Below are 15,229 nucleotides of genomic sequence, written 5' to 3' on the forward strand. Positions count from 1 at the left end.
CGCGGGTGTGCGACCGGCTTCGCGCCGCGGCACGTCATTCGCGTCGGCGGCACGGCTGGGTTCGACATGTGCGGGTGCCGCTTCGGCGGGAAATTCCCGTTCATGCGGCCGCGTTCACGAAAACCGCTAAGTTGGGCCAGATTCGGGTGGAGGCGAGGTTCGTCCCCGGCTGCGTGCTCGCGTGCTTGCCGTCCACCCGGCGTCGTTCCGAGGCGAGTTCCCTTGCGGCAAGCCGATAATCTGGACTCCAATCGGCGGATACCCCGGCCTTCGGGCCGGGGAGGAGTCGATCCTGAGGTTGTTGGCCTCCTCCGTCTCGACGATCGGCTTGGCCGGGCAAGGGAGCTTGCCGTCGCCGCGCAATTCGGGGAGTTGATCCAACGGCACGTGAACCGCGGAACCGAGGCCCGTGCTCAGGCACGCAGCCGGAGGCCCTTGGGCGTGGCGCGGAATCCCGCTTCGGTGAGCACTTCGGCCAGGCGGGACCCCCAAGCGTCTTCGCCGTCGGCGCGTTGCACCGCGAGCTGCTCCAGCCAGCCGTCCCGGACCACCCGGGCCAGCCCGGCCGCCGCGCTGCGCAGGGCGGATTCGTCGCCGGTGAACGACAGCAACGACTTCCCGCCGCGTTCGACGTAGAACACGGCTTCGCCGGACACGAGCACCACGAGCGCACCGGCCTTGCGGCCCGGTCGATGCCGGGTTTCGCCCATCACCGCAGGCCATTCCAGTGCAGCCCCGTAAGGCTGCGCGGGATCGGCAGCGGCCAGCACCACCGCGTCGCCGGCACTGTCCTCGCGGGACATGGCCCGCAGGCGGTCGATCGCACCGGGCACCGCGAACTGCGCGGCGCCGAGGCCCTCGATGACGTACCCGCGTCGGCAACGACCGGATTCCTCCATGGCGCGAAGAACCTTGTACACCGCGGAAAACCCGCCCGTGACGCGCTCGATGTCCAGCGCTCCGCGCGTCAGCACCCCGTGCCGCTCCAGGAAGGCCTCGGCCCGCGCGTGCGCTCGACGGGTCGGGTCGCCCGACGGTTGTGGCGCCAGCGACCAACGTCCGGACACCGTGGGCGGGCCACTGCGGCTGGGCATCGACGGACGGCCTGCGCGCAACCGCGCGTAGCGGCCGCGCGGTGCGCTCCGGCGTGGCTTGTGCGCCGCGCCGCGGCCGGAAACCAAGGCCCGCAACGGTGCCAGGGTGTCGTTGGTCGCCGTGCCGGACCAGACCAGGTCCCACAAAGCCGAAGTGACCGCGTCGTCGGCGGGCGTGGCCTCGCCCTGCTCCACCAGCAGGGCTCCCGCACGATCCGCCAGCTGGCGGAAGAACAACGCGCCACCGTCCAATGCGGACACGACAGCGCGGTGCAGCGGCGAATCGGCGGCGGACTCCTCCGGCAGGTCCGGAAGCAGCAGGTCGGCGACATCGGTGGGCGCCAACGCGATCCAGCCGTCGCCGCCGGCCAGGGAGCCGGAGCCGACCCAGGTGACCTCACCGGTGGCGGTCAGCTCGTCGAGCAGCGCGGGGGAGTAGCCGGGCAGTCGGGCGGGCAGGATCAACGACTCCAACCCGCTCGCCGGAACCGGCGCCCCCGCCAGTTGCTCGACCACGGCGTACACGTCGTCCACCGTGGGTGCGGAGCGCAACCGGGCTCCGATGCCGTGCCACGCCGGCAGGAAACGGCCCAGCGCGGCCGGTTCCACCGGTTCGACCTCCGCGCGAAGCCGCGCCAGCGACGCCCGCCGCAGCCGCCGCAGCACTTCGGCGTCGCAGTACTCCAGCGCCCCGCCACCACCGGCCTCCAACGGCCGAAGCTCGCCGCGGACCAACCGCCCGCTGCCGGTCAACCGGTCCAGCACGCCGTGGACGACGGCCACTCCCAACCCGAATCGCTGCGCTGCGGCATCGGCGGTGAACGGTCCGCGGCAGCGTGCGTAGCGGATCAGCAGGTCGCCCAGCGGGTCAGCGACCGGCTCGGTGAACGCCTCCGGCACGCCGACCGGCAGTGCGACGCCCAGCGCATCGCGGACCTTGCCGGCATCCTCGATCGGAATCCAGCGCTCTTCGCCCGCGATGCGGACCTGCAGCACTCGTCGCTGTCCGGCCAGGTCGGCCAGCCACTCCGGCCGCACGCCCCGCGCCTCGGCTTCGGCCGCGGTCAGATCTCCCAGGAAGCGCAAAATGTCTATTGCGGACTCGTTGTCGCGGGCGTGCCGTTCCGGGGCGAGCCGTTGCAGCTGCTGCTCGATCTCGTCGAGCGCCTCCGGGTCGAGCAGCTCCCGCAGCGCCTCCGAACCGAGCAGCTCCGCTAGCAGCGTCGAATCCAGGCTCAACGCCGCCGACCGGCGCTCCGCCAGCGGCGCATCGGTCTCGTACAGGAACATGCCGATGTAGCCGAACAGCAGGCTGCGCGCGAACGGCGACGGGGTCGGGGTCTCGACCTCGACGACTCGCACCTTCCGCGCCGCGACCTGCGACATCAGCTCAGTCAAACCGGGCAGGTCGTAGACGTCCTGCAGGCATTCCCGCATCGCCTCCAGCACGATCGGGAACTGCTCGTACTGTGCGGCCACCGCCAGCAACTGCGCGGCTCGCTGCCGCTGCTGCCACAACGGCGTGCGGCGGCGCGGATCCCGGCGCGGCAGCAGCAGGGCCCGCGCCGCGCACTCCCGGAACCGGGCCGCGAACAGCGCCGAGCCGCCGACCTCGTCGGTCACCACCTGCTGGACTTCTTCCGGCGGCAACAGCACGTCCTCGGCGGTCGGCAGCACTTCCGCGCCGGACTCGTCCAGCGCATCGGCCAGCCGCAGCACGATCCCGTCGTCGGAAGAGGCGACCTGCGGCTCGATCCCGCGCCGCTCCCGGATCCGGGCTCCGATCGCCAGCGCCCACGGGCCGTTGACCTTGGCTCCGAACGGCGAATGCACCACCATCCGCCAGTCGCCGAGCTCGTCGCGGAACCGCTCCACCACGATCGTCCGGTCGTCCGGCACGTGCCGGGTCGCCCGCCGCTGTTCGTCCAAGTAGGACAGCAGGTTGTCCTGGGCCCACTCGTCCAGCCCGGCCGCCGCGATGCGCGACCGCGCCGCCGGGGTGTCCGCGCCGATCAGCTCCCGGACGAAGGCGCCCAGGGCGCGCCCGAGCTCCAGCGGCCGTCCCGGCGAATCGCCCTTCCAGAACGGCATCCGGCCCGGCTCGCCAGGCGCGGGCACCACCACGACCCGGTCGTGGGTGATGTCCTGGACCCGCCAAGCCGAGGTGCCGAGCAGGAAGGTGTCGCCGACCCGCGACTCGTAGACCATCTCCTCGTCGAGCTCGCCGACCCGCACCCCGCCCTTGCCCGCTTCGTCTGCGGGCGTGGTGACCGTGAACAGCCCCCGGTCCGGGATCGTGCCGCCGGAGGTCACCGCGAGCCGCTGCGCACCGGGCCGCGCGCGCAGCTCGTCGTTCACCCGGTCCCACACGATGCGTGCGCGCAGCTCGCCGAACTCCTCGCTGGGGTACCGGCCCGCCAGCATGTCCAGCACCGCGTGCAGCGCAGAGTCCGGAAGCCCCGCGTAGGGCGCGGCCCGCCGCAGCAGCGCCGCGAGCTCCGGCACCGGCCAGGTGTCCATCGCGACCATCGACACGACGTGCTGCGCGAGCACGTCCAGCGGGTTGCGCGGGAAGGACAGCGACTCGATCAGCCCGTCGGCCATCCGCTCCGACACCACCGCGCAACCGACGAGATCGCCCCGGAACTTCGGGAACACCACGCCCCGCGAAACCGCGCCGACCTGGTGTCCGCCGCGCCCGATGCGCTGCAGCCCGGAGGCCACGCTCGGCGGCGTCTCCACCTGGATCACCAGGTCCACCGCGCCCATGTCGATGCCCAGCTCCAGCGACGACGTGGCCACCACGCAGGCCAGCCGCCCGGACTTGAGCTCCTCCTCGACCACCGCCCGCTGTTCCTTCGACATCGAGCCGTGGTGCGCCTTGGCGAGGATCGCAGAGGTGCCGCCGCCGATACCGGAACCGCCCACCGCCTCGGCCGGGAACCGCTCCAGCGCAACCGGTTCCTCCGCGGCGAGCTCGTTGATCCCGGCGGTGAGCCGCTCGGCCAGCCGCCGCGAGTTGGTGAACACGATGGTCGAGCGGTGCTGCCGGATCAGATCCAGGATCCGCTCCTGCACGGACGGCCAGATCGACGTGTGCTGCTCCGCGCCTGCCGCCGGGCCCTCCACCTCGCCGGTCGATGCGCCCAGCGCGGCCATGTCCGGCACCGGCACCTCGACCCGGACCTCGACCTCCTTGGGGTGCGCGGGCTGGATAGTGCGCACCGGCCGACCACCGGCCAGGAACGTCCGCACCTCCTCCACGGGCCGGACCGTCGCGGACAGCCCGATGCGCTGCGCCGGCTGCGGCAGCAGGGCGTCCAGCCGCTCCAGCGACAGCGCCAGGTGCGCCCCGCGCTTGGTGCCCGCCACCGCGTGCACCTCGTCGACGATCACGCTCTCTATGCCGCGCAGCGACTCCCGAGCCGCCGAAGTCAGCAGCAGGAACAGCGACTCGGGCGTGGTGACCAGCACGTCCGGCGGGGTGCGGGCGAACGAACGGCGCTGGTCGGCCGGGGTGTCCCCGGTGCGGATGCCGACCTGGATGTCCGGCGGGGCGCCGCCCCGGCGTTGCGCGGCCTGCCGGATACCGGCCAGCGGCGCGCGCAGGTTGCGCTCCACGTCGACGGCCAGCGCCTTCAGCGGCGAGACGTAGAGCACCCGGCAGCGCTGCTTCGCGTCGGCGGGCGTGCCCTCGACGGCCAGCTTGTCCAGGGCGGAGAGGAACGCGGCGAGCGTCTTGCCGGAGCCGGTCGGCGCGACGACCAGCGCGTGCTCGCCGTCGGCGATCGCCTCCCACGCCCCGCACTGCGCTTCGGTGGGCGCGGCGAATGCCCCGCGGAACCAGTCGCGGGTCGCCGCGGAGAAGCCGTCCAGCACATCGGTCACCAGGAAAACGTAGCGCGGGTGCCCGTCCTTCAGGGCAGGGAAGAAGCGCGCTTTGCCACGATCATGGGGTGCCGACCGGATGCGCGGTGCCGCGGTCCACATGCCTCGCCAGCTTCCGGGTGGACTCGTGCGTCCGGACGGTACCGATGCGCGGTAGCGTCACACGACGACGGTCCCGGTCAACGAGTCCGAAGCTGCCGGTGGTGAACCGGCACGACAACACGGCACGCTTGCCCTTGAACTTCGCCGAAGCCCGGCTTGCGGCCCTTGCGTTTGCCCTTGCGCGATGCACGACCCGTTGACACCGCGTGCCAATGGTTTGTGAATACGTAACCGTGCTGGAACAGCGTCGCCTACTCACGACCCCAACGTGCGGGGCGGGTGAGGGGAACCGCGTGCTCGGGACGGGACTGTCCACAAGGGCTCGACGTTGGTGTGATCCGCGATGAATGCGGGGATCTGTGCAATTCGCCGCTCCGAACGTGGCAACATTCGACCCCGAAAGCGTCAGGCTTGGGAGGGGGACGGGTGCGCGTCCTGTCAGTGGATCTCGGCACCTCGAACACCGTCGCGGTGCTGTCCGCACACGGTCGGCCACCACGGGTGGTCGAAGTGGATGGTTCGGCGACCATGCCGTCCGCGGTGTTCGCCACCGAGGACGGCGCGATCATCGTCGGCCGTGACGCCGAGCGCCGGGCGCGGCTCGACCCGTCCAGGTTCGAGCCGAACCCGAAGCGCCGCGTGGACGAGAGCACCCTGCTGCTCGGCGACAACGTCATCACCGTCACCGATGCGCTGGCCGCGGTCCTGCACCGGGTCGCCGAGGAGACCACCCGGCAGCTCGGCGGCGCCCAGCCCGACGAGGTCCGGCTGACCCACCCCGCGCAGTGGGGCACGGTCCGCCGCAACGTGCTGCTGTCGGCCGCACGGCTGGCCGGGTTCAGCTGCAACCTGGTGCTGGTCCCGGAGCCGGTGGCCGCCGCCGCGCACTTCGCGTCGTTTCCCGACCGCACCCTCGGCGCCGGCCAGGCGTTGGCCGTCTACGACCTGGGCGCGGGCACCTTCGACTGCGCGATCGTGGGCGCCACCCAGAACGGGTTCGCGGTGCTGGCCGAGGACGGCCTGGCCGACCTCGGCGGCCTGGACGTCGACCAGGCGCTGCTGGAGCACGTCGGGCGGCAGGTCTCGAACAAGGACCCGCAGCGCTGGCAGCGGCTGCTGCGGCCGGCGAGCACCGGCGACCGGCGGGCCCAGCGCGCCCTGCGCGAAGACGTCCGCGCCGCCAAGGAAGTCCTCTCCCGGCACCCGCAGACCGAGGTGCCGATGCCGGAACCTTTCGGCGACGTGCTGGTCACCCGTGCGGAGCTGGAAGCGCTGGTGCGACCGAGCATGCTGCGCAGCGTCGAGCTGCTGGCCGCAGTGCTGCGCTCCAACGGAATGGGACCGGAGAACCTCGTCGGGGTGTACCTGGTGGGCGGCTCCAGCCGGTTGCCGCTGGTCGCCAGCCTGATCGGGGAGCAGCTGCGGATCGTGGCGACCACCCTCGACCAGCCGGAGACCGCCGTCGCGCTGGGGGCGCACCACGTGTCCCGAGACGGGGCGGCGATGTGGACCCAGGACTTCCGGAACAACCTGCCGTCGGGCCCGGTCGCCGTCCCGCAAACCGGGCAGCCGCAGGTCGGATACCGGGAACCCGACACGGTGCGCACCTACCCCGTCGCGCCGCCGCAGCAGCAGCAACCCCACTTCCAGCAGCCCGCCGCCAAGCCCGGCTCGCGGCGCAATCTGCTGATCGGCCTCGGCGCGGTCGCGGCCGTCGCGGTGATCGTCGCGATCGTGGCGATCGTGTTCCGCGTCTCCGGCGGGTCGGGTGCCCCCAGCGCGGCGGAATGCCAGCAGCCCGGCACCGTCGACGCCAAGGGCTTCACCGCCTGCATGGCCAACCTGGCCGGCAGCGTTCCCGAGCAATCCAACTGCGCGCAGGGCTGGCAGCGGATCATGCCCGGCCTGCGGGAACTCGACGGGACCGTGGTCTCCTGCTCGATCGGCAACCCCAACTCGGGCACCCAGATCATCTACACCCAGCTGGGTTCGCAGGAGGCCGCGCAGAAGCGGGCCGACCTGCTGCTGGAGTTCAACGGCGTGACCAGCGGCCAGCAGGTCGAGGCGGAGTGGAGCGGCAACGGCCTGTCCGGCACCTACCGTGCGGTCACCAGCGACACCTTCGGCACCTTGGTGTTCACCGTCGACGACCGCCCGCTGGTCGGCATGGTGCTCAAGCCCAACGACGACAAGAAGCTGGACCCGGGCAAGATGGCCGACGAGTTCGAGCAGAAGGTCCAGCCCGGCACCGCCTGATCGGCTCACCGCCGGTTGCGGTGCTCCCAGAAGAAGCGCACCGCGAGCGCGATGACGACGAGGGACCCGGCGCCGATTACCGCTTGGCCCAGCGGGCTGGACAAGCCAGTCGGATCGGCCAGCAGGAGCAGCACACCACCAGGGTACGGGCGCCGGGTACGCTTTCGGGCGATGCGCCACACAGCTTTCCGCCAACGCATGGCCGACGAATTCGGCCGGGTCCGCGCCGAGATGCTGGCCCAGGACCACGTTTTCTCGTCGCTCGGCGGGCGCACGGTCGACCAGGCCCTGGAAGCCGGGCTGTCGACCAAGGAGGTCTGGCAGGCCGTCTGCGAGGCATTCGAAGTTCCCGCCGAACGGCGCTAGGACGTTTTTATAAGCGGCGGCAGCCGCTTGCGGTGTGGGACTCAACCGACACCGCCGCGGGTTCTCAGGGGGCTGTGCCCGCCGAAGGGCTCTCGGCGAGGCCAGTCCCCGACGCGGTGAATTGGCATTCATGATGTCGGGGAACACCTGCGCGAGAAGGCCTCTGAGGTTCCGCTACCCGCACCGCTACGCAAACCACTTTCGAAACAGGCTCAGGACTCCGGGCCCTCCTGTCGCTCGGCGGTCGGCCGCTGCGCGGGTCGGCGTTCCGGCACCTCGAAGTCCGCCCACAGGTTCTGCGCGCTGATCTGCTGCTCGGGGGTGCGCCCCGCGTCCTGGTAGTGCTGGTAGGCCCGGCGCCGTTCCTCCTGCATGTGCCGGTACGCCTCGGACTGCACCAGCCGGTGCTGCTCCGGCGTTGGATGGCCCTCGGCGACGGCGACCTCGGCCCGGCAGATCTGTTCGAGCTCGGCGATCCGCCGTTCATCGGCCAGCCGCTGCTCCGGGACGTCCTGGGCGGGTGGCTCGTGGTGCCGGTAGCGCACGTAGGGGTTGTCCTGCGGCAGGCCGCCGCTGAGCCGGCCGTAGAACCCGAAGAACATCAGCAGCATGCCCGCGATCAGGCTGAACACCACGTTCGGCAGCTTGAAGGCGAACACGTTCCAGGGCGTGTTCAGCAGGCCCAGGTTGATCAGCCCGGACAGGAAGAACAGCACCCCGATGGCGGCGGTGGTGGTGGAGGCGACCGGTCCGCCCCAGGCCGCGGCGCCGATCAGGAGGACGCCGACCACGACCGAGACCAGGGCCAGCAGGCCGTTGCTGGATAGCCCGATGATGTCGATGCCGCTGGTGGTGAACAGCGGAACCCGGTTGGCCAGCCCGAACGCGCCGAAGACCAGCAGGAAGGCACCGAAGATGGCGGCCGCGACCCGGTAGAACCGGCTCAGCGGGTGGTCGGGTGGCAGGTAGCGGTCCATTCGCATGGTCGGCACCTCCTCGGGGCCGGGCGGCAGGTTCACCCGGTGGGCTATTCCGAGTGTCCACCTCGATCGCGCTGATCGCACCGTCACACGATCAGGTGGCGGAGCTGGCGTGTCGGGCCGGTGATCGAACATCCGTTCGTTTAAGATGGAATCGCACGGGCTCGAATCGGCGAAGCACCCCGCAGCCGGATTGTCGGTCCCTGCCCGTAGCGTCTGATCTGACACACGACGACCAAGTTCGACTCGACCGAGGTGGACCCCCGATGGCAGCGACACCGGACAAGGGCAAGGCGCTGGAGCTGGCGCTCGCCCAGATCGACAAGCAGTACGGCAAAGGGTCGGTCATGCGGCTCGGCGACGAGTCGCGCGCACCGATCGAGGTCATCCCGACCGGTTCCATCTCGCTGGACGTCGCGCTGGGGATCGGCGGTCTGCCGCGAGGCCGCATCGTGGAGATCTACGGCCCGGAGAGCAGCGGTAAGACCTCCGTGGCGCTGCACGCCGTGGCCAACGCGCAGAAGCTGGGCGGCACCGCGGCGTTCATCGACGCCGAGCACGCGCTGGACCCGGAGTACGCCAAGGCGATCGGGGTGGACACCGACGCGCTGCTGGTGTCCCAGCCGGACACCGGCGAGCAGGCGCTGGAGATCGCGGACATGCTGATCCGCTCCGGCGCGCTGGACATCATCGTCATCGACTCGGTGGCGGCGCTGGTGCCGCGCGCCGAGATCGAGGGCGAGATGGGCGACAGCCACGTGGGTCTGCAGGCCCGGCTGATGAGCCAGGCGCTGCGCAAGCTGACCTCGGCGCTCTACAACGCCAAGACCACCGCGATCTTCATCAACCAGCTCCGCGAGAAGGTCGGCGTGATGTTCGGCTCGCCGGAGACCACCACCGGTGGCAAGGCGCTGAAGTTCTACTCGTCGGTGCGCCTGGACGTGCGCCGCATCGAGACGCTGAAGGATGGCTCGGACGCGGTCGGCAACCGGACCCGGGTCAAGGTGGTGAAGAACAAGGTCGCCCCGCCGTTCAAGCAGGCGGAGTTCGACATCATCTACGGCATCGGCATCAGCCGTGAGGGCTCGTTGATCGACATGGGCGTGGAGCAGAGCATCATCCGCAAGTCCGGTGCCTGGTACACCTACGAGGGCGACCAGCTCGGCCAGGGCAAGGAGAACGCCCGCAAGTTCATGCGGGAGAACCCGGACATCGCCAACGAGATCGAGAAGCGGATCAAGGAGAAGCTCGGCATCGGGGCGACGCTGGACGCCGAGAACGCCGAACCGGCGCCGGTGGACTTCTGATCCCGCTGAGCACCTGCTGGACGTCGAATGCAGATGAACCGTGACGGTACGCGTCGGGGGAGCGGTGTACGGAGCCGCGTCCCCGACGACGCCTCGCCGGGTGGTCTCTCGGACGCGGCGGATGACGCGAAGCCGCAGCGCAAGCCGGACGACGCCGAGCAGCTGGCCCGCGACACGGTGTACCGGCTGCTGGCGGCTCGCGCGCGTAGCTGCTCGGAGTTGCGACAAGCCTTGCTGCGCAAGGAGATCGACGAGGACGTCGCGGACGCGGTGCTGCAGAAGTTCGTCGACGCGGGCCTGGTCGACGACGCCTCGTTCGCCGAGGAGTGGGTGCAATCGAGGCAGCGGTACCAAGGGCTGGGGCGCAAGGCGCTCGGTTTCGAGCTGCGCCGAAAGGGTGTCGAAGAGCACGTGGTTGAAGCGGCACTGTCCACTGTGGATAGCGATGCGGAGGTCGAGCAGGCGCGGGAGCTGGTGCAGCGCAAGCTCCGCACGATGGCGAACCTGGACCATGCGGCGAAGATGCGCCGCATGGTGGGCATGCTGGCCCGCAAGGGCTATTCCGAAGGCCTGGCTTTCCGCGTGGTGCGAGAGGAAATTGAGCGCTCCGGCGCCGACGTCCCGGACTCGGACCTCGAATCCCCGTGATCGACCTCGTCGCGGCTGCGTTCGCCGGTTGCGTTCGCCTGCTGAGCGAGCAGATCTGTCGAGCGGCCGGTGCGCGATGTGCACAGTCCTTCTGGGACGGTGGTACCGGAACGTCGGTGCGGGATCGTAGAGTGCCCGTCATGAAGTCGAGGCGACGCGTGAACCACATCGTGTGGGACTGGAATGGGACGATCTTTTCGGATAATCACGCCGTGGTCTCGGCGGTGAACGAGGTCTGCACCGCCTTCGATCGAGAACACATCGACCTCGACGAGTGGCGGTCCTTATTCAGCCGTCCGCTGTTGCAGTGCTACGAGCGGCTGCTGCGCCGCTCGCTGAGTGACGAAGACTGGGCGCGCATCGACGTGCTCTACCACGAGGCGTACCGGGATCTACTGCACACCTGCGGCCTGGCAAACGGAGTTCCCGATGTGTTGCAGGAGTGGACCACGGTGGGCCGCAGTCAGTCCCTGCTGTCCATGTGGTTCCACGATGAGTTGGTGCCGCTGGTGGCGAAGTACGAGCTCACTGCGCTCTTCAAGCAGGTTGACGGTCTTCGGGCCGGAATTGGAGGGGGGTCGAAGGCTGCCCACCTGGAGCGGCATCTGGCCGAGCTGGGCCTTGCCCCACAGGAAGCTGTCGTGATCGGCGACGTGGTGGACGATGCTGAAGCGGCGGCCCACGCAGGAGCCAACTGTGTGCTGGTGACAACTGGGGTCATGAGCCGAAGTGCCTTGGAAGCGGCTGGCGTCCCCGTCGCTGACTCCGTTCAAGAAGCTGTGTCTTGGCTTTCATGAGTACTGTTATTGCAGTTCAGATCGTGCAGTCGATGTCGTGAAACCCATTGGACGGCGAGCTGGTCGTGACGATCCGGGTCCACGGTCCCGGGGGGCAGCACGACGTCGTCGACGAATTGCCGGTCGACGACGTCGTGCTGCCCGTTGAGCTCGCGCAGGCCGGCAGCCGTTGAGCGCGGGCGAAGAGTCGGGGATCCCCGAGTCCAGGCGGCGTCTGATGCTCCGCTACCCGCACGCTACGCGGGACAAGTTTGAAACAGCCCTCATAGCACCTCATAGCACCAAAAGACTCACGGGCGGTTGCTAGCGCTGCGGGGAGCGCAGTGCGGCGGCTTCTCGGGCCAGTTGCTCGATCCGCGGCCAGTCGCCGGCAGCGAGTAGGTCCTTAGGCGCCAACCACGATCCGCCGACGCAGCCCACGTTGGGCAGCGCGAGGTAGTTCGGCGCGGTCTGCGGGCTGATCCCGCCGGTCGGGCAGAACTTCAGGTCCGGCAGCGGCCCTGCGGTCGCCTTGAGGAACGGCACACCGCCGCTGGGCTCGGCGGGGAAGAACTTCATCGCAGTGGCCCCGCGCTCGGCCAGCCGCATCGCCTCCGACACCGTGCCCGCGCCGGCCAGGTACGGCACCCCGGACGCGTCGATGTCGTCGAGCAGCCGGTCGGTCGTCCCGGGCGTGACCAGGTAGCGCGCCCCGGCGTCGGCGGCCCGCTTGGCCTGACCTGGTTCGGTGATCGTGCCCGCCCCGGCGACCATCTCGGGCACCTCGGCGGCGATGCGCTCGATCGCGGGCAGCCCGGCCGGGGTGCGCAGCGTGACCTCGATGGTGCGGATTCCGCCGCGCAGCAGGGCTTCGGCCAGCGGCACGGCGTGCGCGACGTCGTCCAACGCCACGACCGGCACCACCGGGGCGAGATCCAGCACTTCAGCTGCAGTGTTCATGAGGTGGTTCATCCGTTCCTAGTGCGTGCGGCGTTCCGTCGAGTGCCCGTGAGTACTTTTGGGCGCTATCGCACCCAAAAGTACTCACGGCACGTAACCAGCGGAAACAGCCGCCTCTTCTCGTCGGGTTCGGCGCAGGTGGTCGCCGGTGTCAGACGGTCGCGTCGGTCGGCTGCGCCTGCAGTTGGGTGAACACGCTGGCGCCGCGGTCGGCCCGCCCGACAGCCTGCCGGAACGCCGCGAACAGCTCGCGGCCGGTGCCGAACTGGGCTCCGGGGGCGACCGGTGCGTTGTCGCGGGCGGCGAGCTCGTCGTCGGGCACCAGCACCTCCAGCGTGCCGCGGTCGGCGTCCAGCCGGACCACATCGCCGTCGCGGACGCGGGCCAGCGGCCCACCCGCGCTGGCCTCCGGGGTCAGCTGGATGGCCGCCGGGATCTTGCCGGACGCGCCGGACATCCGGCCGTCGGTGACCAGCGCGACCTGGTGGCCGCGGTCCATCAGCACGCCCAGCGCGGGGGTCAGCCCGTGCAGCTCAGGCATGCCGTTGGCCTGCGGGCCCTGGTTGCGGATCACCACCACGACGTCATGGTCCAGTTCGCCTGCCTGGAACGCGGCGGTGAAGCCGTGCTGGTCGTCGAAGACCCGGGCGGGCGCGGTGACGGTGCGGCGCTCCGCGCTGACCGCGGACACCTTGATCACCGAGCGGCCGAGGTTTCCGTCCAGCACCCGTAGGCCGCCGTCGGGCGCGAAAGGCTCATCGACGCCGCGCAGCACGTCCGGGTCCAGGCTCTTCGCGGGCGCATCCCGCCACACGAGCTCGCCGTCCACCAGGAATGGCTGCTGCCGGTACCGGTCCAGCCCCGGCCCGGCGACCGTCTTGACGTCGGGGTGCAGCAGGCCGGCGTCGAGCAGCTCGATGACGAGCGTCTGCACGCCCCCGGCGGCGGCGAAGTGGTTGATATCGGCCGAACCGTTGGGGTAGACCTTCGCCAGCGACGGCACGACTGCGGACAGGTCGGAGAAGTCGTCCCAGGTCAGCTCGATCCCGGCCGCGGCGGCGATGGCGACCAGGTGCAGCGTGTGGTTGGTGGAGCCGCCGGTGGCCAGCAGCGCAACTACGCCGTTGACGATGGCCCGTTCGTCGATGATCTCGCCGATCGGCGTGTAGTCGGCGCCGCGCCCGAGCTGCACGACGCGACGGGCGGCCTCCTCGGTGAGTGCCTTGCGCAGCGGGGTGCCCGGCGGCACGAAGCTCGACCCCGGAAGGTGCAGGCCCATGACCTCGACGACGAGCTGGTTGGAGTTGGCGGTGCCGTAGAACGTGCAGGTGCCGGGCGAGTGGTACGACGCCGACTCGGCTTCCAGTAGGTCCTCGCGGCTGGCCTTGCCCTCGGCGAACAGCTGCCGGATGCGGCTCTTCTCCCGGTTGGGCAGTCCGGAGGGCATCGGCCCGGCGGGGACTAGCACGGTCGGCAGGTGCCCGAACGACAGCCCACCGATCAGCAGGCCCGGCACGATCTTGTCGCACACGCCGAGCAGCAGGGCACCGTCGAACATCTCGTGGGAGAGCGCGACACCGGTGGCCATCGCGATGACGTCGCGGGAGAACAGCGACAGCTCCATGCCGGTGCGGCCCTGGGTGATGCCGTCGCACATGGCGGGCACGCCACCGGCGAACTGGGCGACACCGCCAGCCTCGCGCACCGCGTCCTTCAGCCACGCCGGGAACTCGGCGTAGGGCTGGTGCGCCGAGAGCATGTCGTTGTACGCGGACACGATCGCGACGCCCGGTTTGGTGGCTCCACGCACCGCAACCCGGTCAGCACCGCTGCACGCCGCGAAGCCGTGCGCGAGGTTGCTGCAGGGCAACTCAGTGCGGGCCGGGCCGACTGCCCCGGTCTCTCGGATGCGTTCGAGGTACGCGGTGCGGGTCGCGGCACTGCGTTCCGCGATCCGCTGGGTGACTTTTTCGACGACGTGCTGCGTTGGCCGCGCCATTGATCGCCTCCGGAAAGGCTCGAAATGCGGGGCGACGACGCTGGCGCCTCATGACGGCAGTCACACTAATGGGTGTGGCCTGGATTTCACAATCGATACAGCAGGCGGGGATCCGGTCCCGATCGGGCCACCGGGTGCGCGATCATGGGTGGTAGATCGAGATGTGAGGAGGGGGCCGATGCGGATTCGCGCGCTCGTTGCGGTGGTGTATGCGGCTGCCGTGCTGTCGGCCTGCGGGCAGGATGTGCCGCCCGGGTCGAACGCGTTGCCGCCGCCGAACCTGCCCGCCCCGACTACGCCGGTGCCGGCGAGCCCGGCCTCGTCGGTTGGCGATTCGGTCGAGCTCGACACCTCGCCGACCATCGAGCGGATCAAGCAGCGGCGCCAGCTCCTGGTCGGGGTGCGGGTGGACGCGCCGCAGTTCGTCAGCCGCGATCCGACGGGCGAGTACCAGGGCTTCGACGTCGAGATCGCCCGCGACCTGGCGAAGCGCATTGGTCTCGCCCCGACGCAGGTGCAGTTCCGGCGTCTGCCGCCGACCCTGCTGCTGGACGCGGTGGCCTCGGGCAACGTGGACGTCCTGCTCGGCGGCACCGCCGATTCCCCGCAGCTGGCCGTGGTCGGGCCGTACGTGGTCACCGACAGCAAGCGCTACGTCGTGATCAAGTCGGACGACAAGAAACTGGCCGAGTATCTGCAGCAGATGCTGGACGCCGCAGTCGCCGATGGCTCCTGGCAGCGCGCCTACGACGCAACCCTGCGCCCGGCCGGGATCAACGCCCGCCCGCACTGACCTCACTGCCCGTGAGCGTTTTTGGGCGCTGTAGCACCCGAAAACGCTCACGGTCGAGCT

The 15,229-nt window shown here is 70.3% G+C and carries 11 protein-coding genes; 6 read left to right on the forward strand and 5 right to left on the reverse strand.

What is annotated here, in order from left to right; translation table 11 throughout:
* Positions 1 to 413: 413 nt before the first annotated feature.
* Positions 414 to 4,982 carry an ATP-dependent helicase gene (locus tag FDZ84_RS21015; protein WP_168590233.1) on the reverse strand — a complete coding sequence of 1,523 codons (4,569 nt, stop codon included), beginning with the start codon at positions 4,980 to 4,982 and terminating at the stop codon, positions 414 to 416.
* A 528-nt stretch (positions 4,983 to 5,510) separates the two neighbouring features.
* Here FDZ84_RS21015 and FDZ84_RS21020 point away from each other — a divergent pair.
* Positions 5,511 to 7,340: an Hsp70 family protein gene (locus FDZ84_RS21020; RefSeq protein WP_168587295.1), complete on the forward strand. Its 1,830-nt coding sequence runs from the start codon at positions 5,511 to 5,513 to the stop codon at positions 7,338 to 7,340.
* 5 nt (positions 7,341 to 7,345) lie between these two features.
* On the opposite strand, the gene FDZ84_RS40045 is transcribed toward FDZ84_RS21020, so the two are convergent.
* Complete coding sequence (locus tag FDZ84_RS40045) at positions 7,346 to 7,474, reverse strand: hypothetical protein (RefSeq protein ID WP_256413550.1); 129 nt, start codon at positions 7,472 to 7,474, stop codon at positions 7,346 to 7,348.
* 37 nt (positions 7,475 to 7,511) lie between these two features.
* On the opposite strand from FDZ84_RS40045, the gene FDZ84_RS21025 reads away from it, so the two are divergent.
* Entirely contained in the window at positions 7,512 to 7,706 is a 195-nt protein-coding gene (locus FDZ84_RS21025; RefSeq protein WP_150070255.1) for a DUF3046 domain-containing protein, read from the forward strand.
* Between the two features lie 212 nt (positions 7,707 to 7,918).
* Here the strand turns inward: FDZ84_RS21025 and FDZ84_RS21030 are convergent, their stop codons facing one another.
* A complete protein-coding gene (locus tag FDZ84_RS21030; protein ID WP_246868314.1) occupies positions 7,919 to 8,689 on the reverse strand; it encodes a DUF4383 domain-containing protein in 771 nt (256 codons plus the stop codon).
* A gap of 263 nt (positions 8,690 to 8,952) precedes the next feature.
* On the opposite strand from FDZ84_RS21030, the gene recA reads away from it, so the two are divergent.
* The 3 genes from recA (at position 8,953) to FDZ84_RS21045 (ending at position 11,438) form a co-directional block, all read left to right on the forward strand.
* Positions 8,953 to 9,993, forward strand: a complete 1,041-nt coding sequence (recA, locus tag FDZ84_RS21035) for a recombinase RecA (RefSeq protein ID WP_093265124.1) — start codon at positions 8,953 to 8,955, stop codon at positions 9,991 to 9,993.
* Positions 9,994 to 10,020: 27 nt separating this feature from the next.
* Positions 10,021 to 10,641: a regulatory protein RecX gene (locus tag FDZ84_RS21040; protein WP_246868315.1), complete on the forward strand. Its 621-nt coding sequence runs from the start codon at positions 10,021 to 10,023 to the stop codon at positions 10,639 to 10,641.
* 158 nt (positions 10,642 to 10,799) lie between these two features.
* On the forward strand, positions 10,800 to 11,438 hold the full coding sequence (locus tag FDZ84_RS21045) for an HAD family hydrolase (RefSeq protein ID WP_210435027.1): 639 nt from the start codon (positions 10,800 to 10,802) through the stop codon (positions 11,436 to 11,438).
* 303 nt (positions 11,439 to 11,741) lie between these two features.
* On the opposite strand, the gene eda is transcribed toward FDZ84_RS21045, so the two are convergent.
* Both eda and edd read right to left on the reverse strand, forming a co-directional pair.
* The gene (gene eda, locus FDZ84_RS21050; RefSeq protein ID WP_210435028.1) at positions 11,742 to 12,377 is read right to left on the reverse strand and encodes a bifunctional 4-hydroxy-2-oxoglutarate aldolase/2-dehydro-3-deoxy-phosphogluconate aldolase; all 636 of its coding nucleotides are present in this window, start codon (positions 12,375 to 12,377) and stop codon (positions 11,742 to 11,744) included.
* A 151-nt stretch (positions 12,378 to 12,528) separates the two neighbouring features.
* Positions 12,529 to 14,376 (reverse strand): phosphogluconate dehydratase, encoded by a 1,848-nt coding sequence (gene edd, locus FDZ84_RS21055; protein WP_168587298.1) that lies wholly within the window; start codon positions 14,374 to 14,376, stop codon positions 12,529 to 12,531.
* A gap of 178 nt (positions 14,377 to 14,554) precedes the next feature.
* Here edd and FDZ84_RS21060 point away from each other — a divergent pair, with 178 nt between their 5' ends.
* The gene (locus FDZ84_RS21060) at positions 14,555 to 15,169 is read left to right on the forward strand and encodes a transporter substrate-binding domain-containing protein (protein ID WP_168587299.1); all 615 of its coding nucleotides are present in this window, start codon (positions 14,555 to 14,557) and stop codon (positions 15,167 to 15,169) included.
* The last annotated feature ends 60 nt before the right edge of the window (positions 15,170 to 15,229 follow it).

This window comes from Saccharopolyspora sp. ASAGF58, assembly GCF_012277335.1.
Classification (GTDB): domain Bacteria; phylum Actinomycetota; class Actinomycetes; order Mycobacteriales; family Pseudonocardiaceae; genus Saccharopolyspora; species Saccharopolyspora hattusasensis.